Consider the following 19,363-nt stretch of genomic DNA (forward strand, 5'->3'; position numbering starts at 1 on the left):
GAATGAGCTACATATGTCTACAGATTTTCCAACTTATTGGGATTAGTCACACACACTTTTTGTCCTATAACCCTAAATGCAAGGATATGGTGCAAGTATAGTTTTTTATACTTGCGTTATCCTTGCATCAGGTATATAGGTTTGATACATAATTGAAAGTTTGCTCTTCATCTTGTATTGCATGAGCATATACTTTAATTATCATTGTTGTGTTATCATGACCAGCTAATTTGGCAATCTCAGTATACGGTACGTTGTGTTGAACTAGGTTTGAGATGAACGTATGCCGAGCCACATGGCTTGATAAATGTTTTTCAATACCTAACTTTTTGCCAACCTTAGCAAAATAGCGTTTAGTAAAATTACTCTTGTCAATAGGACGTAAGCCAGTCTCATTTTCAGCTACCCATAGGTTGCCTTTAGATGCTGCTCTAGCACGTTTTAGTACCGAGATAGTATAAGTACTACTAATCGGGATTACACGCTTGCTCGAGTGTGTTTTAGGCTCTTTTCGATTCATGCCGTATTTGGTTTCACCCCATGATGAATTAACATGAACCTTGGCTTTACAATCATCAATGATCTCAATTTCATCCCATTGTAAAGATTGTAGCTCACCAATACGCAAGCCACACTGGAACAGCAGCAGCACACAATGTTCTAAATGATGGCCTTTGTAATAATTAAGGAAACTTTGTGTCTCATTGACTGTAAGAGCCTCTTTCGGGTGCTTTGGAGCTGTTGAGGCTGGTTTAATTAGAGAACTATAAAAATTAGTTGGAATCAAATCTAGACTATGTAGTTTCTTTAAGGTCAAACTTAGTACGATAAATGTTTTCTTTATATTTGTAGAATATTGGTCTACAAATTGCTGCAATAATGACTTAGATAAGTCGGAAATAGGCGTAGTGCCAAAAAATGGTTTAATCCTATTTTTCGTTATATCCAAGTATAGTTTACGAGTGGCTTCGGCATACGTTGCTTTTGTAAAGTAATCGATACAGAAGTCATAATAGCTTTGATTGGCACCCGTTGGTACTTTTTTCTTCGATGATTCTATCTGATCGCATTCGATAAAGTGATACTTATACAACCCATTATCACGATCTAGAATCCTTCTTTTACGCTCAGCTTCGGCTTCTTCTTTCGAGGTGAAACCTTTGGAGCGGAATTTTATTATTTTACCCTGGTCATCACAATACAAAGGTAGATTGCGTATATAATAATACGTTTTACCACTTCGTTGTGTTTCCTTCGAGATGATACCTTTACCTGATGGAATTTGGTACATAATGGACTCGTTTCTCTTGCCATTGGAGTACCTGTTCACAAAATCATTATAAAAGATACCATAGTTATTGGCAATGAAGGATTCACAATCATTTAGCGTAAAGTAATAGCAATTACCAACCTTATTTTTAGGTAGTAAATACCCTTGATCACGTAAACGCTTTCGAAGTGTTTGCACTGATACATTTAAGAATTCGCTCAACTCTTGAATAGAGAGGGCTGCGGTGGTCGTATTTGAAGTTTTCATGGCCGGTACAGCCCTCCTTTCTAAACTATTAGCCTAATAACTATCAAATTAGTTATAAGAACATGTCCCTTTTTATTAGGTTATTCCATTCCATTAAATTAGGGCTTTGTTGGCTTAATTGCTCATAATTGGGAATAGCATAGAATTGGTTAATACTTAAGTCCCCTTGTGGAATGCAGAGTATAGCTTGTGGAAACAAGAAATTATATCGTCTCGTGTAGCGTTGTCGTGCATACGTATTAGCATCCGTCAATGTCATGAACTTTCTAGCTATGACATTGGTTAAACCTTTAGATTCTATAATTCCTTTTAGCGTGTACGAATTATCGGCAGTACCATATCCTTGGTCAGATATAATTGCCCATATCCCTAGATTGTTATTTTCCATGAGCTCAGTACTCGTAGTGGCGTTTGCAGAACCACTAAATAGCATAGGTGAGTTAGGTGCATAGTTAAGTTGTGTATTATGCTCACCCCTACATATATTTATGAACCACTGTTCCTTAGGAATATACAAGGATTGGTTATAATAGATTATTGAGGTCGCTAGTTGATTAGCTTCTTCTACAGTTTTTACCTGGCTGAAATATACCGCATGGTATTGTTCCATCCACTGTGTCATATAATCAAGAGAATGATGTACAACGTATGCAACAGGGCTTATTGCTGTATAGAAATTAATGTTATTTTGTGGTTCTTGTGCTGGATGATTAATGTTGATATTCATATTACTCTTCCTCCATAGTTAATTTAGAATAGTTAGATAGTGGGATGCAGATGACATCCATTTTTTTAGTTCCTTTGGTCAGTTTTGTATATGGGCGGAGCTTTTTGCGGTCAGATCCACCATATCCTTTAGAGATGCCTTCATCTCGAAGCCGATTTGCAATAGTATCCATCGTATATTCCATGCGACGACCTAGCCGTTGGCAAGTTTTTTCAACATAAGCGAATGCCGGACTCGGTATTAGTATGAGATCTGTTTGATGTATAATACCAACGTATTGGTCTGGATTAGCCCAGTATGTGGCTTTATCAGGTGCATATGTAACTTCGTTAGCTGCTTCACCATTAGCCAATGTTCTAAGAAATAACGCTGTTGGCGTTGCATCGTTACATAACTCATTATTTGCAATAACTAAGCCCTTGATAGTATCGCACCACTGCTGATATAAAATATTGGCTTTCTCTTGACTGTGGTAGTTACACCATACGCCAAAATCAAGAATTATTTTGGCAAGAAGTGCTTGTACCTGATACATAGCATTAATTCGTGCATGCTGACTAATTCCATATACTGGCGACGTATTTTGAACCATACAGACTATGTCGTCATAATGCTCCTCAATATAACGGATAAATAGCACCATATATTCGTCTAACCTTGCTGCCTTTAAATGCTGTTTAGCATGAGCTTTATCGTTTTGGAAATCAGTCAAAACCTGGTTGTTTACATCTTCCTGATTCATGAAGATTGGCAATAGTCGTAACTTACTAGACTGCTGTAATTCATTAGGATAGGATTCAGCAGTTATGATTGCGGTATGCATTTGTTGAGTCCGCTCTAAGCGACTGCCTGCTTCACTAGACTTTGCCCTACCTTGACTCTCCGAGAGTGGACGAATGAACTTCTCAAATTTAGCTAGTAAAGTTTTGTCATTTGTTAGCTTGCAGTCATCGAATATTACCGTTTGATCTTTATAGTGGGTTGACACCAGTTCAATTGCACGGTCAGTATCATTAAATGATGCGTATGTCTCGTGATTAAATAGTAGGAAGAAAATCTTTGCGAGAGATGTCTTTCTACTACCCGTAGGAGCAATTAGTGTTGGCACATACTGTATAGGGTGAGAGCCCTCTTGGAATAACTTTCTTACAAAACCACTATGAGCATGTAAGAAGAGTGGTAAAACAACCTCGAATGGGGCGAGCTTTAATAATTTGAGACCATAATCGTACAGGTTGTATCTGTGGTGTTGGTCGACACTTGGCAAAGTTAACAATGTGTCACCATCTTCATTCTGTCCAGGATGAAATTTTTTGGCTTCAAAGGCTTTTCCCCAGCCAGGATATTTATTTACTTTTGTGCTTTTCATAGCTGCCTTATCTTGTATATAACGTTCAGCTATATACTGTTTGAACAGCTCTTTAGCTTTTCCGCAATCAGCATTGAAGCTGATTTCGGGAAACCTCTTCTTGAGCAATGAATATAGAGTATCAAGCTGTTCTTTTGGGATGATGACATCTGCCTCTGAAATCGATGTTTTGACATGGATTACATAAAAGCTTTGACAACGATCTAAATCGTAAACCTCACGTTCCTCTGTAAATGAAAGTACACAATTTAGAATCTCATCTTTTGGCTCCTGCGTCACTTTATCAATTTGACAAATAACACCATCGTACTCAACAAAGCTTTTTAACCGATTATTGCAATGGCTAGTTTTGGTGTTTGCTGAGACCTGAAACTCGTTTACGTTGATTGCCGTTAAGACTACAGGGTATGTGGATACGTCTTGTGGTCTTAGTGCTGATTCATTATATCGATGATTAACGCTCGATATATCCTTTTTCAGAAGTTGCTCAATATTTCCTGATGGGGAAATACTAGCATATGCACTAAAGGTAGATGCATTTATTGTAGAAATAAGAGGTGGTGAACCTTGTTCTTCTACTTTTGGTACCGTGGGGAGTGGTATATCTTCATAGGTAACACTACTCCTTGTTAATGGCTGAAAAGTTACTAATTCAGCAGTAGAGATGTTGGCCTTTTGAGGCTCATCACTGGGGGATAAAGGGAAATTTTTTTCCATTTTGTTTGCCTCCTTAAAATTATTTAATGTAGCAGCTGACTACACTAATAGTTTATAATTCTTTGTGTTATACTAGTTGTATATGTAAAAAAATAAAAAAATAGCCATTTTTAAAATTAAAAATGGCTAATTAATATAAAAATGTGGTATTTTGAGATGGTTAAGGTTAGAAAAATAAAAAATGAATAGAAATGACTTGGATGTTTTGAACAGAGAGTTTCATAATATATTTTTTAAAAGTGCCCCGTTGAGGAAAAATAGTACAGGTGGTTATGAAAGTTATATTTATGAAGATACTAAAATTCGATTAATAGATCCTGAGTATATGTGTTTTTATAAATATTTATTGTCGTTATATCAAAGAATAAGTGATTATAATCATGAGCAGAATATAAAAGTAGAATATAAGAATTTGGAAAACAATATATGGGAATTTTTATATGATGAGTTAGATAGTTTATATGGGCTATGTTTATCGAAAGAAAAAACAAGCTATATGAGTAATCCTTATGATTCTTTTATTATAAGAGCTGGATTAGAGCCTAGAGATTTTGATGCTATTCGGATACTTTTGGGTGTAATGCATATGAATGTAGAATCTAATTCTATTTCGTTATATTCTGATTCTTTTTTTATAAAAGATGTAATCGACCATTATATTGCATTGTCTATATTACAGCATATAGATTTAAATAATTCAGAAAATAATGAGTCTAAGGAGAGCAGTAGAAATCGAAGAACTAAAAAATGTACTTCTACGATGGCTTTTAATAAAATATATACATTTAATGGTACAGTACTTTCAGAACCAGCTGCAACTTTTGTGGCTAAGGATTTTCCAAACATAGTTTTAGCATCAATAGATTCTCCAAATAATTCTTTAATGATACATAAAAAAATGCTGTTAAGTGATGCGTGTTTTGAAGTATTAGAAGGAAAAAATTATACAGGTCTTCAGGACTTAATCAAGAAGTCTCAAAAACTATATAAAAACCTAGTGAAGAAAGAGGTTGAAGGGGAGTATGCTTTAAACGAAGCATTTTTATTAGAGCAACTTGATGAACAAACATGCTGTTTACCAATCGTATTGCTACATAAGTGGCTTTATCAACAGAATGTATCCTATGAGATTCGGACCCTATTATCTTTAAATTATCATGAGCTTAATGCATCTTTATTTCTTTTCTTGATGCTATTATGTAACTTGCCACACTATATGGCTGTTTCCGTGCTAAAGCGGTTTAATGAGATGCCAACTCGTGGTTTATTTACCAATAAACCTTTTATAAATACAGAAGAGTTAATTGATTATGAAGAAGCTTTTTTGAATATAGAGTTATTAAATCAGGTGCTATTAGTATTCTTGTTTGATATTTTTCCGTTTATTGATCAAACAATAAAATCTATAGTTGGAAAATCTAATGATGAATGTCTTGAACGTTATAAATTGGACTCGTATAATGTTTTATCAAGTTTAGCTTATAATTCATATCAGAAAGAATTGAAAGCTTTATATAATAAAACTGATATGTCTTCATATTATGATTGTGATATAGTGCAGTATTTAGATAGTTTTTTGCATAAGCCTCTTTCGCTTCAAATACAACAAAAGGAGGGGCTAAATATAGTGAAGGGCGATATGAAGTTTTCGGGCGTCGCTTGGTCTCAAGCTTCTAAAAGGGATAGCTTATTTAATACTACGCATCAATGTATTTTAGATTTATTTATATATCTTTATAATGAATATAGAGTATACATCCATAGGGAAAACACTTATAAGAGTGGACACTCTATATTTATAGAAGAAGATATGGTTCAATCTAACCCACAATCTATTTCTTGGGCCTCTAAGGATACTAGGTGGAATAAAAAACTGGAGACCGAACGATTAACTGATTCGGTATATATTTGGATAAAGAAAATGTATTCAATTGATTCATCGTATGTATGGGGACGTTCAGAGGATGAACGATTAGTTGATTTATTAAAAATACAGGAAAATGAATCTACGTTGTTTAGGGGATTAACTAAATACAGATATCATTATAATGATACTTTTGAACTTAGTGATCCGATGAAGAACGTAAAAAAAGTACTTACTAAATTCTTTAAGTGCTTTTATGCTGTATTAAACTGTGGTGATATTGAAAGTATGCCTCTAAAAAAATTTGTATTACAGGATGAGTATCTTAAAATGCATATGAAAAATCCTATATTAGATACATTTAATAAGGATACTTTTTGGTTATATTTACCATATCTTAATAATGAGAATATAAGCAAATTTCTTGAGTGTGTTGTAACTTGCGATAAGCATAGTTTAAGAAAATCATATTTAGCCTTATATGATATACTCGAACAGTTTTTATGGAGTATTTCATTATATTTAGAAAAATGTAGTATAGAGAAAAAGGAGGCTACTATTCGTCTTAAAAAGGTGATATTAGACAAGATAATTTGTGAACCTATGAGGAATAGAAGATTATTTAAAGGTCGACCTAATCTTAGAATGCAATTGATTAAACCAGCTAAAAGAGATAATAACTGATATTTTCACACTGTATTTACCAAATTTACCATTTTTACCAATTTTTAAGATAGATTAGTACATATATTACATACCTTTATTTTTTGGTAAATTTGGTAAAAATGGATAAAAATTTTGTACATACAAATCTCTATCTTGCTTTCTGTCGTTTTTTATAAGGGAGATAAAATATAGATAAGCAAGATAGAACAACCTTAGAATAAGATTATAGTTTAGCTTCGTTATAAAAAACGACAGAAAGGCGGGGCGTGTCAATAAAGACACGCCCCGCCTTAATTTATAAAAAAGTAATAGTAATTGTACATACAGATAATTATAAATTCTTTATCTGTGCAGAAAGGAACTATTATGAAAAAAGATAATAAGTCTATACGATTTAATTTTAGGTTAGCAGAAAATGAGTTTAAATTTATTGAAGCTCAAGCATCGCTCTGTGATATATCGGTATCTGAATACATAAGGCGATGCTCTTTAAATGAGGAAAAAATAGTGATAGTCGACCCTGAACAATCGATTGCTTCATCATTAGGTAAAATTTATAGCGTTCTATCTAATCATGATGAACTTACCTTTGAAGATAAGAAGGAGATATATAGTGGTTTATCAGGAGTAGTGGATACCTTACATAAGGTGATTGAGGAGTTACAATAATGGCAATATTAAAATTTATCAAACGAAATGGAATGGAGCTACCAAATGCGATTCAATATATATCAGATGAGTATAAGACATCTAGTGATTATGTTTTTGGTATATTAATGGGAAGTAATTATCCACTTTCAGAATTTGAACTTGTAAAAAAAATGTCACATATAAAGGATGAGTCGAAATTATTCATACATGTTGTATTTTCATTAGATTGTGCGGATACTATACCATTAGATACAGTACTTGAGATTTGTAAAGCGGTGGGACGACTACTTTCTAAAGATATATATCAAGTATTGGGGGCCATTCATTATAAAAATGAAGCTCATATACATTGTCATTATATAATTAATTCGATTGGTTTGAATTATAAGCGTTATGAACAAGGTATGTCTTTGTGGTCATATAAACAGGCAATTAACAAAATTATTGAACCATATGGAATTAATCCGATACCATATTATCAAGGTGATGAGGAAGGTAGTTGTTTATAAAAAATAAAGATAAGGCTGTAACAAAATAATTCCTTAAATTTAAAAATCGGGGCCCTAACAAGATTGTCCTTAAATAAAAAAGCGTTCCGAAGTAATCTGTCCCCCTTTACAGGTTGTCTAGTAAAGGGGGACAGATCATTCAGTAAATTAATTATTTAAGGAATAAATATATTCTCTTTCATTATTATTTAATAAATCATTTAGCTCATAGGCATTCCCGTTATTCAATTTAATAAACAATGCAAAGTTAAACATTCTTATGACCATTCTATACAAAGAATCGATACCTTCTTTGTCGGTTTTTATTTCACCTTTTTTACCCCCATTCAAATAAACGGGAAATCCACTCCCTACAACAATCATTCTATTCAATAGAAAATTCTGTATTAACTGAGAAAATACTGATGCATGTGCATATCGTCGTCCTACTGCGATGATTCCACCAATTTTATTAGATAGCGGCCTTTCAAATCGTAAATAACCAACTCCTACTCGATCTATAAATGACTGCATTAAACTTGGCATACCAAAGCCATGTACAGGTGTCGCATAAATCAAACAATCTGCCTCTTTCATCTTTTTTAAAACAATTTTTATATCATCATTTTGTTGACAAGGCTCTTTACGATAGTTACAATTTTCTACTTCATGGCAATCATTACAGGATTTAATCATTAAATCTTTTAAAGATATTACATCAAATATAACTTTATTATCACCCGATATCTTATTTAATATACTTTTAGCAATATCAATAGCTATTTCTGTATTTCCATTACTTCTCTCCGAACCATTAATTACAAGGAATCTAATTTCCATATAAATACTCCTTATTATTTATTAATTCTTGTCAAACACGATACACAAATTATAACTATTATCACTCCTATAATTTCATTGATACTTAACTTATGATTTAATATAAGAACATCTAAGGCCAGTGTAACAATTGGGCCTATTGAACTGATTATAGAAGCACTTGAAGCGCTAATTCTCTTTAGACCATAAGATAATAAGTATGACGGTATTATAGAACACAAAATAGCTAAAAGAGCCAAATAAATAATAGTATCATGCTTAATTAACATCAAACTATAGTAATTACTTGTGTTAAATAATAATATACATAGTAAAAATATTGTTGTAATACACATATATGAACTAGTGAAAATAACAGGACTTATATTAGTAACAACCTTTTTACTATATATAATGAATATCGCCCAAAAAACAGCAGAAACGAAAACTAGTAAACCACCTATAACAATATCATTGATATCGTTATTTAAAGTAGGGTTAAACATAACACCTAAGCCTAAAACTGTAAATATGATCAACATTACTTGATAAAATGTTAAGCGCTTTAAATCAGACGACAATAACAAAACATATATTGGAAATGTAAATAATATCGCTCTTTCTAGGGATGCTGATATATATAATAGTCCTACAAAATCTGTTATAGAAGAAATTAGGTAGAGAATCGAACCAATAAAAGCATATTTTGCAAATTTCTTTTTATTTACAACACACCAATCAAATCGAATAATTGGTATCAAAAAAAAGGGAAGTGATAATATAGCTCTACATGCAAGTACAAAAACTGGATCCAAGGAATCCAAATAAATAAGTTTTGTCCATATAGATTTAGTGGATAAAAAAATTGTTGCAATAAGTATAGAAAGAACTCCTACATTTTTCATTACTATATTCACTATAAATATGTCTCCATAAAATTCTGTATCATTTTCAATCCATTTTCAGTACCAATACTTTCTGGGTGGAATTGTATTCCCTCTATTGGATATTTATTATGTCTAACCCCCATAATATATTGATCATCTTCAGATTTACACGTAATCGTCAAATGATTATATGTAAAATTATTTTCTGACACAATTAAAGAGTGATATCTAGTAACTAAACATGGGGAATCTATACTTTTAAACACACCTTTACCATCATGATTTATATAACTTTTCTTGCCATGTTGTAGATTATTCGCATTTACTATATCACAACCAAAGGCTAAGCCGATTGCTTGATGTCCTAAACAAACTCCTAATATAGGAATTTGTGCTTTGAATCTATCAATAATATCAATATAGCCTACATCTTTAGGATGACCCGGACCAGGGCCTAATAAAATCATATCAGGATTAAGTTCTTGTATTAATTGATTATTTACCTCATCAGATCTATAAACTATTGGATTCATTTCTAGCTGTTTTAAATATTCCACTAAAATATATACAAAACTATCATAAGCATCTATTACTAATGTTTTCATTACTCTTCCTCCATCACTTCAAATATTGATTTACCAGTTATAGTGGAATAAGTCGCTGCAAGTTTATTTAAAGTTTCATTCCACTCATTTTCAGGGATAGAATCAGCTACAATTCCAGCAGAAGCACGAATATAATAAACACCCGCATAATATAAAGCAGTTCTTATACATAATGCTAAAATAGCATTCCCATCTAGAGTTATAGTTCCAATAGCACCCGCATATAGGCCTCTATGAACTCCTTCAAATTGTTCAATTAACTTCATTGCCTCAATTTTAGGAGTTCCAGTCATTGTCCCTGCAGGGAATGTCGCTTTTATAACATCAAAAATATTTTTTTTAGAGTCTAAGGTAATATTTAAATCGGATACTAAATGGAATACATGAGAATATACTTCTACAAAAAACTTTCTTGTTAATTCTAAAGAACCTGTTTCACAAACCTTTGCTAAATCATTTCTACACAGATCAATCAACATCAGATGTTCAGCAAGTTCTTTTTCATTATTTTTAAGATTTCTAATCGTTTTCTCATCAACTAGCTCATTTCTGGTTCGTTTAGCAGTACCTGCTATCGGTCTCATTTCTACTAATGACTTAGTTTTCTTAATAAATAATTCTGGACTTGCACCAATCACTATAACATTACCTATAGGAGCAAAATACATATACGGAGAAGGATTAATATCTCGTAATCTTAAATAAATATCCATCGGTTTTGTATCTGTTGATATAGATAATTCATGCCCTATTTGAATTTGATATATATTACCATCAGATATATTTTCCAAGCATTTATGCGCAATTTCGATAAATGTGTTCTTATTCATACTATCTTCTATACTATTAACTTCTAATAATCTAGGTGATGGTATAGAACTCTTAGAATAACGATTAATTAAACTATTTATAGTAGTCCAATCAAGCATTTCACAATTATTATAAAGTAACTCTTCACAGACTATAGTATTATTTTTTAAATCAAATTCTATAATTCCTTTATATAAATCAAGCTCAATATCAGGAACCTTATATTTACCTAAAGTATGAGAATCATCAATATTCTCTATATATCTAACACTTTCATATGAAAAGAAAGATAAAAAGCCTAAATTAGTCTGTTCATTAATATGAAATAAACTATTTATAATACCTAATACTTCAAATACTTGTCCTTCTCTAATATAAATATCATCTTCATCTACAATAACAGAGTTGACATTTGCTAATTTAGATTTAAGCAATACAATTAGCCTATTATCACCTTCTAAATACATATAGCTATCAACTATTGATATAGACAATACTTTATTAAATCCAACATATGCAGCATTAACATCATGACTAGGTCCAGCAAGTGATTCGAAAACATAACAATTATTTGTCCCATATAATTCTTGAATCGCCATATAACACTGCATTGTATTACAATTACATATTAACTTTTTCCTATCTACTTTAAGTTCTAATTCTTTTTCCATTTAATACCTCCAATGGACTAACTACCAACTTTCCCGTTTTAGATCTAAAAACAAAAAAACACAATTCGCCCATAATAGGACGAATTGTGTTCGTTATACCACCCATTTAAATGCATTCAAGTGCGGAAAAGTTAATAGTCTTTTCGATACTCTAGTCATATAACGGTGACAACCGTTTCAGCCTACTCGCAAAAGCTTTCAGTGAACTCTCATGAGCCCATTCACTATACACTAAATGCTGATCATCTCATCTCCATAACGGTCATCAACTTGCTGTAAGATAGTTGGTATAGCTACTACTTCTCATTCAAAGATTTAAAATATTATTCACATGTGATTAATGCCTATTATACATATTCAAAATTTTATGTCAATATATTTTTGGCATTTATGCGTATTTTTTTTCGCATATTGTTTTGCTGACTGACCAGCTAAAATATCTAAAGATTTTATATCTTACCCCTGTACATGATACATAATATAACATGATAGGTTTAACATTATAAAGAAATTTAATAGTACACTAGCTAACAAAAACTAATATTATAGGTTATATAAATTCAAAGATATTAAAAATATATATTAGAATTTAATTATAACAAAATATATTCTACTAATAATTGGCATAATTAATTAAAGGCTTACATATATCAGTGTTATCATATTTATATAAATAAATCGATAATTTTAATAAAAATTAATAAGCCATGTCGTATTATCGACATGGCTCCTATATTATTCATCTGCAATTAAGTAAAGCAACGCTGTAGCAGCAGCTTCAATAATAATTCGTGTAAGAACGGGATCCATAATATCACCTCCTTTCCAATTATAGTGGAGTGAGTTATGCTACAGATTGATGGTTCTTCTGGCAGTTCATACACAAAGGCATATGATAACGTTGTTTAGAATAACTAGATACTTTACTGGATATAGCACATCCACAATCTGTACAATGTAAATCATCAGTTGTCGTAATTTGAGAGGAAATGCTTTTCTTTCTAGTAATAGATTCCTTAGACTTTGCCATAGTTTGCGTATTAACGTCTGTATTATCATCGGCTTCAGGGTCATCACCTGTAGCAATACAGAAGCTCAGCATATACGCATATTTTATAGCCGCTGTTTCAGCTTTCATGATGGCCTTATCACCGCTATCTTGACCAGAACCGATGCCACTTATTTGTACTGATTCACCTGTCTCGATATCAATAATAGAAATCGTAACGCTAATTGTAGCGTGCTTATCAATATTACCTTTGGCTGTTTGTACCTCTCGTAAATCAAGAAGGGTAGGGGTAACAGCTGTAATGAGGCCTACACTTGTAAGAGCGTCGTTTACACGCTCTAACACATCGCTACTAGTAACGTAAGAATACCCATGAAAGGTATTTTCACCTGTTTTTTCAATATAGCTACAACTTTTCATAGCAAGTGATAGCTTTTTATATAATGCTGTATTCGTCATTTTCATTCCTCCGCTTGCACACCAGATCGTGCTAAATAATAACTTAGACCGGCAGATGCATCCATATGTACATCACCATTCCAACGATATGTAAAATGATTTAAGACGTCACTAATTGTGGACTTGTTAACTTCACCATATTGTGAAATTAGATCTTTCCACAAAAGATATGCCTTTTCGCTTAAATACGCTTGAATTTCAAGTGTATCATTTAATGTAATAGGTGATTCTTTTAGCAATCGTTGTATCATTTCTTTGGGTGTTTCCGTATGTCGATTCCAGTTGATTGTAGCGACAATGACAGTTCCACTACAAAGGTATCCTGTAACTCTACTATTTTCCTCAATGAGTAGAAGCGTAGGTTTACTATGATTTTTATGTAAATCTAATAGTGGTACTGGCCAATAGGAAACAACTTCAATTTCCATATGATTTTGGTTTTCAGCACATTGTAATTTAGAAATATTAGATTGAGAAATACCCACCATATACAACCATTCTTGGTTATCTATAGTGGGTAATATAAATTGGTACGTATATTGATTATCTCGTCCTAATGTAAGCTTGTCTCTTTGCTTCCATGCATCTTGTAAAGGTGTATTAGAGCTGACTTTATTAAATATAAGATGTGGAATTTCAGTATAGGCTAATGAGTAAATCGTAGGTTTATTCTTATTTTTACTATGAATAGCTGATAAATCCGAAACAAGCGATTTACTACGTTTATATATATAGCGATCTAGTACCTTAATTTTATTTTGTATTCTTTTTACCACAGATACATAGAGTGCTGTCTCCGTAATAATAATACCGCAATATTGTGTCATGATGGTTCCTTTCTACTATGCTGACTTAACTTGTTGTGCTTCTTCAATCGCTTTACATTGAGCAGATACAGCACAATAGCTTTCACATTTTTTACCATGCCAAGTTTCACGTTGGCTACATTTCTTCGGTACTACACCAGTTTCTATGGCTTGTTGTAACCGCTTTGCTTTAGCTTCCATATATCGTTTCAACCAATGATTGCTGATTGGGTTGATAGGAATAAGATATAACGGCTTTGTAATACCTCGTTCAGAGGCAATACGTAGCCCTGTATCACGACAAAGGGCCTGAATCACCATAGACGATACGGTGTAATTTTCTTCTTCTAACAACAATCTGTAATAATTCAATTGTAAGGCCCAATCTAACACATGACGTACTCCATCGGTGAATAATTCTTTTCGTGTTTTAGGTTGGCCTTTTTTTACTCCCGTCTTATATACTTCACCAGTTTCAACATCTTTTTTATAATACCCTAATGCTTTCATAAGCTTATATGAGCTGGTTATTTTTAGATCACCTAGCGTGGTATCCGTATTAGATAACACTTGCCCATATAAATCAAATTGCCCTGTTGTGGTGGTATTTTTTAAGCGTTCTTCTGAAAGCATGTTACCGCTAGTATGACGTTCTGTAATTGTATGCACAGCTGACCCATGTAAGGCGTATAGTTGCTTTTGTGGATCTACGGCATATTCAGTAATCTTTTTTAGATATAGTTCTCGAGTACCACTTAATAATTCTGTAACAGATGGCTTTGTTAAATTACGTTCTAGTGAGGTAGCTACCGCTCGTAATGTAGGTAAAAACATACATCTCGTACCTTGTGGGCATCGTAATAAGCATTCATACATATTAATTTCATCCCCATTAGGGCAAATAAATCGTTTGGCTGGCATAATCATATCCTCCTTATAATTGTCCACATTCACTCATACTATGAAATTCACCATGTCCGATGATGATGTGGTCTAGTACTGGAATATCAAACAGTCTACCCGCTTCAGCAACTCGTTTAGTACATCGAATATCTAATTCACTTGGGTGAGAATCACCAGAAGGGTGGTTGTGGACAATGACAATCCCACAAGCTTTCAGACGAACGGCAGAAGAGAAAATGCATTTAATATCTAGAGAGGCTGTTGTTACATCACCAATAGAAATGTCTTCTGATTTTATTAGATGATTTCTGGCATTAAGATATAGCACGCGTACATGTTCGGTTTCAAAGTACTGCATATCTGACATAGCTTTATAGATATCAATAGGTCGTCCCACATTAATAGGGGCTTTACGAGGCCTATTTTGCACATTCTTAATGATGGATTTAATGGCACGTAGCTTGGCAATGCCACGATTTCCCATACCTGGTGCATCATACCACTCAGATTCTTCTGCATGGAATAATGCATCATATGGATCTCCATAACGTTCCACTAACTCTTGAACGGATGCTTTTGGCAAAATTTCTGTTAACATAGCTTCAACTGTAGTATTCATAATAGATTCTCCTTGTATAAAAACCAATTATTTAGATTCATAACTGGAAATTTGACACCAATTATTTGTATTTAACGATTTAATATGACGATTGATTTTAGAGCGAATCGCTTTAATACCATCGAAGATATCAATATGTAGCGAAGGAAATGTCGCCACTAAAAATCGCTGTAAAGTAGTTAGATTAAGAAAATAGTTAATATCATAGGTTTCATCAATGTATAATTCAATCTTGAATCGAATAGGTAAGTATACATGTGATGTATCTGTATTAATATAGGTCAGTTCAGAGCGTTCTTCTGATACGTAATGTAATTTAATATCAGGGGACAAATACACTCTACAATATTCCATATCAATAGGGTGTGTATCGCCTTCGCTTTCTGTATGAATACGTAAAATATATTCCTTTGTTTGATTATGCTGATATAGATCATAATCAAGAATGCTATGTTTTCGGCTATCCGAAAGCATATTGGCTAACATACCCATACGAACAAGAGGCACATCTAAACGCTCGACTTGGTTTTTGAAAGCCCACTGTAAGGATTTCAGTAATGGCTGTAATGCTGACTGATTCCTACTTATAAATAAGAAGGTGTTTTGGTAATATTTGTTCATGCAAATCCTCCCATAAAAAATACCCCTAGGTGTCAATGCACCTAGGGGTTAACCTAAAGGGATAGCTATATATGCTACTATAGTTATAATATATAATTAAAATTACCAAGTATTACTACTTGAGTATATACATTTTTATTATAAGGTATCATTTTTTTATTAGAAAATAGTTATTTTTATTAAATTCATGAATTCACGTAAATATGAGTGCATATGTTTACAATATATTTTTTATATAATAATATATACTTAATTCGTTTCGTTTAAATAATAGGAGGTTTACTATGAAAGTGTTAATTTTAGAGCCGATAGGTTCTGGAGCTGCTTTAGTTAATTCTGCATTAGAATTAGGATGGGATTGTTATATTTTGTCGTATAATAAATCTGATAGACGATTACCAAATGAAGATGCTTGGAAGAAATGTACTATACTTGAAGTAGATACGAACAAAACTGATGCTGTATTTGATTTATTAGATAATTTAAATATAGCGTTTGATGCTATTGTTTCTGGTAATGAATATTATGTTCCATTATCAATTCTTTTGGCAGATAAGTATAAAGTTATAGGGTTACCTTATGATATGTTACCTATAGTTCATGATAAATTAAAAATGAGGGAGTTCTTAACTAATAAAAATATTAGAAATCCATGGTTTACAACTGTATCAAATGTATCGGATATTAAATTAAATAAACAAATTCATTATCCTTGTATTATTAAACCTAAGGCTGCAGCAGGTAGTTATCATGTAAATAAAGCCAATAATGAGCAAGAGTTAATAATGTATTATAATCTGATTAAAAATGAGACGCACAAAGAGTTGGATCATGAACTAGGTAGTGAAGTTTTAGTTGAAGAATATTTAGAACGACCAGAATACAGTGTTGAAGGTTATTATTCTAATCAAGAGTTACATATTGTTTCTATTACTAAAAAGTTTCTTTCTGACGAACCGTATTTTGTAGAAATCGGTCATATGACGCCATTTAGTGACTTAAGCGAACGTAGAGTGGATGAAATAAAATCGTATGTTAAAGATATTTTGCTTGCTACCAATGTAAGTTGTGGTGTTTTTCACTGTGAGATTCGCTTTAATAAAGATTTATTACCTGTATTAGTAGAAATTGCATTTAGATTGCCTGGTGACAAAATTGTTGATCTCATTAAGTTATCATCTAATATTGACTTATCTAAAGCAATGCTTTTATCTTATGCTGGACTTCCTTATGTTACAGAGGTGTTTAAAAATAAAATGTTTGCAGGTGTAGCTTTTTATCATGATAAAACTAACTTACAGGATTATAGACATAGAAAAGGATATGAGATTATTGTAGATAATGATGAAGAAAAAGTATTAAACAAAATGAAGAAAATTTGGGAGCAATAATCATGTATCAAGGTATATACTTACATAGATTGTTTTTTATGACTCTTCATTTTTTACTCTTATTTGCTATACCAGTATATATTTACAAAATTACAGGTGAAGCAACTTATTTGGGAGCTGTATTTGCTGCAGAATGGGGAATTAGACTCTTATCTCTTACTATAGTTCCTAATTTATTTAAATTAACAGGATCATTAAAAAGTATAATAAAGTTTAACTGTATTCAAAGTGGTTGTGTTTTATTTTTGCTCTTCATATATAGTATTACTAATAATATAATTAGTTTGGTTGTTATAGGAATGATAAGCAGTATATTTTTTGATATTAATTATCTTTGCATAGAAAATTATATACAAAATATGGTTTTACCTGAGCAACTTTTAAAGAAACAATCCAATTTGCAAGCCATAGAACAATTTTCTATGGTTATATCACCAGTGATAGCTGGGTATTTTATAGATATCCTTAGTGAGAATACATTCATTTTTTCTATTGGAATTGGCTTTTTATTAATAGTATTTTTTATATTATATAATGATAACGTTTCTGTTAATCCTCAACAAGACAAACTGGGAAATGATGAAAATAATTCAAGGTTTTCAGAATTGCGTAAAGGAATGAAGTTGATTTTCTCATCTTCTACAGCTATTAAACTTGTTGTTTTAACCAATAGTGTAAACCTTGTTTATGGAGCTGCATTAGCATTGCTGCCAGCTATTATATTAGGTTTTTATCATCAAAGTAGTGTTTTTCTTGGGTATTTTAATTTTGTTATTAGTGTGATTGGGATAATTTCAGTTTTAATATTTAATCGAGTTATTACCTTTGATTTTTATCAGTCGGAATCAATAATTAAATTGTTATTAATAATTGTCGTTGCTGGTATAGTTAGTGGAGGTATGCTTTACTTTGAACTCAATTTTGTGTTTACATTATTTTTTATTGCCGTGATTATTCTATCAGATAGTATTTTCTCAGTGGGATTGCGAACTAAAAGACAATTAATTTTTAAAGATGATGAGTTTAAAGCCGTATTACCTAGTATGATGCTTCTTAATGCCATTTCTTTTCCTTTGGGAGGAGTTTTGGTCTCTGTTTTTTCTAATATCTATAATGAGTTATTGACGATGTCAATTATTTCATTAATTGATATTATCATTGTAATATTTTTGTATTTTTTACTATTTTCTTTCAGGAGTAAATTTAATGAGGTACATTGATAAAATACATACCTTAGGCCCCACAAATACTAATTGTGAGAAAGCGGCTTATAAATGGTTGAAAGCTAAAAATATAGAAGGAGAAGTCATACTTCATGATACACTTGAAGATGCAGTAGAAACTTTACTGACTAATAATGATTCTAAAAGTGCATTATTAGGATGTGTAGTATACCCTGACTTACATAAAATTGTTTTTTCTAATTTAGATCGAATTATACTTTATGATGTCTTTATAGATAATACATACGATATGGTATTAGCTTCGAATGGAAAATGTGTAAATGAATTAAATTGTATTGCTTCTCATCCTGCACCTAGTGGATTAATTTTGGATAATTATCCTACTATCAATGTGGAGTATGCTACCAGTAATTCTAATGCGGGATTAAGATGCTTACAAGGGGAAGTAGATGGATGTATTACAACGAAAGCCGTAGTGAAAACATATAACTTAAAAGAATTAATTAATTATGGGGCCGTACCTATGGGGTTTACAGTTCATATTTTAAAAGAGAGGTAAT

Annotated in this window: 18 protein-coding genes; 6 read left to right on the forward strand and 12 right to left on the reverse strand. The window is 32.1% G+C overall.

Annotated features, from left to right (window positions below; genetic code table 11):
- Positions 1-127: 127 nt before the first annotated feature.
- From Q0E20_RS06165 to Q0E20_RS06175, 3 genes are read right to left on the reverse strand one after another with little or no spacing between them, the layout of a single operon-like run.
- Complete coding sequence (locus tag Q0E20_RS06165) at positions 128-1,537, reverse strand: tyrosine-type recombinase/integrase (protein ID WP_367113248.1); 1,410 nt, start codon at positions 1,535-1,537, stop codon at positions 128-130.
- A gap of 52 nt (positions 1,538-1,589) precedes the next feature.
- Positions 1,590-2,264 (reverse strand): hypothetical protein, encoded by a 675-nt coding sequence (locus tag Q0E20_RS06170; RefSeq protein WP_295997826.1) that lies wholly within the window; start codon positions 2,262-2,264, stop codon positions 1,590-1,592.
- 1 nt (position 2,265) lies between these two features.
- The gene (locus tag Q0E20_RS06175; protein WP_295997831.1) at positions 2,266-4,350 is read right to left on the reverse strand and encodes a hypothetical protein; all 2,085 of its coding nucleotides are present in this window, start codon (positions 4,348-4,350) and stop codon (positions 2,266-2,268) included.
- Positions 4,351-4,531: 181 nt separating this feature from the next.
- On the opposite strand from Q0E20_RS06175, the gene Q0E20_RS06180 reads away from it, so the two are divergent.
- The 3 genes from Q0E20_RS06180 (at position 4,532) to Q0E20_RS06190 (ending at position 8,040) form a co-directional block, all read left to right on the forward strand.
- Positions 4,532-6,898, forward strand: coding sequence for a hypothetical protein (locus Q0E20_RS06180; RefSeq protein WP_295997834.1), 2,367 nt, complete (start codon positions 4,532-4,534; stop codon positions 6,896-6,898).
- Between the two features lie 348 nt (positions 6,899-7,246).
- Complete coding sequence (locus Q0E20_RS06185) at positions 7,247-7,549, forward strand: plasmid mobilization protein (protein WP_295997838.1); 303 nt, start codon at positions 7,247-7,249, stop codon at positions 7,547-7,549.
- A complete protein-coding gene (locus Q0E20_RS06190; RefSeq protein WP_295997840.1) occupies positions 7,549-8,040 on the forward strand; it encodes a relaxase/mobilization nuclease domain-containing protein in 492 nt (163 codons plus the stop codon). The genes Q0E20_RS06185 and Q0E20_RS06190 overlap by 1 nt, the downstream gene beginning before the upstream one ends.
- A gap of 147 nt (positions 8,041-8,187) precedes the next feature.
- Here the strand turns inward: Q0E20_RS06190 and Q0E20_RS06195 are convergent, their stop codons facing one another.
- The 9 genes from Q0E20_RS06195 to Q0E20_RS06235 all read right to left on the reverse strand — a co-directional run bounded on the left by Q0E20_RS06195 (position 8,188) and on the right by Q0E20_RS06235 (position 16,228).
- Positions 8,188-8,859, reverse strand: a complete 672-nt coding sequence (locus Q0E20_RS06195) for a flavodoxin family protein (RefSeq protein ID WP_275249650.1) — start codon at positions 8,857-8,859, stop codon at positions 8,188-8,190.
- A 14-nt stretch (positions 8,860-8,873) separates the two neighbouring features.
- Entirely contained in the window at positions 8,874-9,743 is an 870-nt protein-coding gene (locus Q0E20_RS06200) for a DMT family transporter (RefSeq protein ID WP_295997847.1), read from the reverse strand.
- A gap of 11 nt (positions 9,744-9,754) precedes the next feature.
- Positions 9,755-10,330, reverse strand: a complete 576-nt coding sequence (locus Q0E20_RS06205) for an aminodeoxychorismate/anthranilate synthase component II (protein WP_295997849.1) — start codon at positions 10,328-10,330, stop codon at positions 9,755-9,757.
- Complete coding sequence (locus Q0E20_RS06210; RefSeq protein ID WP_295997851.1) at positions 10,330-11,811, reverse strand: anthranilate synthase component I family protein; 1,482 nt, start codon at positions 11,809-11,811, stop codon at positions 10,330-10,332. The genes Q0E20_RS06205 and Q0E20_RS06210 overlap by 1 nt, the downstream gene beginning before the upstream one ends.
- Positions 11,812-12,655: 844 nt before the next feature.
- Positions 12,656-13,279 carry an ERF family protein gene (locus Q0E20_RS06215; protein WP_295997854.1) on the reverse strand — a complete coding sequence of 208 codons (624 nt, stop codon included), beginning with the start codon at positions 13,277-13,279 and terminating at the stop codon, positions 12,656-12,658.
- A 2-nt stretch (positions 13,280-13,281) separates the two neighbouring features.
- Complete coding sequence (locus tag Q0E20_RS06220) at positions 13,282-14,106, reverse strand: hypothetical protein (protein WP_295997856.1); 825 nt, start codon at positions 14,104-14,106, stop codon at positions 13,282-13,284.
- A gap of 15 nt (positions 14,107-14,121) precedes the next feature.
- Positions 14,122-15,006 carry a hypothetical protein gene (locus Q0E20_RS06225; RefSeq protein WP_295997859.1) on the reverse strand — a complete coding sequence of 295 codons (885 nt, stop codon included), beginning with the start codon at positions 15,004-15,006 and terminating at the stop codon, positions 14,122-14,124.
- Between the two features lie 13 nt (positions 15,007-15,019).
- Complete coding sequence (locus tag Q0E20_RS06230) at positions 15,020-15,607, reverse strand: RadC family protein (RefSeq protein WP_275249657.1); 588 nt, start codon at positions 15,605-15,607, stop codon at positions 15,020-15,022.
- Positions 15,608-15,634: 27 nt separating this feature from the next.
- The gene (locus Q0E20_RS06235; RefSeq protein ID WP_295997863.1) at positions 15,635-16,228 is read right to left on the reverse strand and encodes a hypothetical protein; all 594 of its coding nucleotides are present in this window, start codon (positions 16,226-16,228) and stop codon (positions 15,635-15,637) included.
- Between the two features lie 284 nt (positions 16,229-16,512).
- Between Q0E20_RS06235 and Q0E20_RS06240 the strand changes: the two genes are divergently transcribed.
- The 3 genes from Q0E20_RS06240 to Q0E20_RS06250 are packed head-to-tail and all read left to right on the forward strand — an operon-like array spanning position 16,513 to position 19,362.
- Positions 16,513-17,619, forward strand: coding sequence for an acetyl-CoA carboxylase biotin carboxylase subunit family protein (locus Q0E20_RS06240; RefSeq protein ID WP_295997865.1), 1,107 nt, complete (start codon positions 16,513-16,515; stop codon positions 17,617-17,619).
- Positions 17,620-17,621: 2 nt separating this feature from the next.
- Positions 17,622-18,839 carry an MFS transporter gene (locus Q0E20_RS06245; RefSeq protein WP_295997868.1) on the forward strand — a complete coding sequence of 406 codons (1,218 nt, stop codon included), beginning with the start codon at positions 17,622-17,624 and terminating at the stop codon, positions 18,837-18,839.
- Positions 18,826-19,362 carry a hypothetical protein gene (locus Q0E20_RS06250; RefSeq protein ID WP_295997870.1) on the forward strand — a complete coding sequence of 179 codons (537 nt, stop codon included), beginning with the start codon at positions 18,826-18,828 and terminating at the stop codon, positions 19,360-19,362. The genes Q0E20_RS06245 and Q0E20_RS06250 overlap by 14 nt, the downstream gene beginning before the upstream one ends.
- Position 19,363: the final 1 nt, after the last annotated feature.

This window comes from uncultured Veillonella sp., assembly GCF_934230905.1.
Lineage (GTDB): Bacteria > Bacillota > Negativicutes > Veillonellales > Veillonellaceae > Veillonella.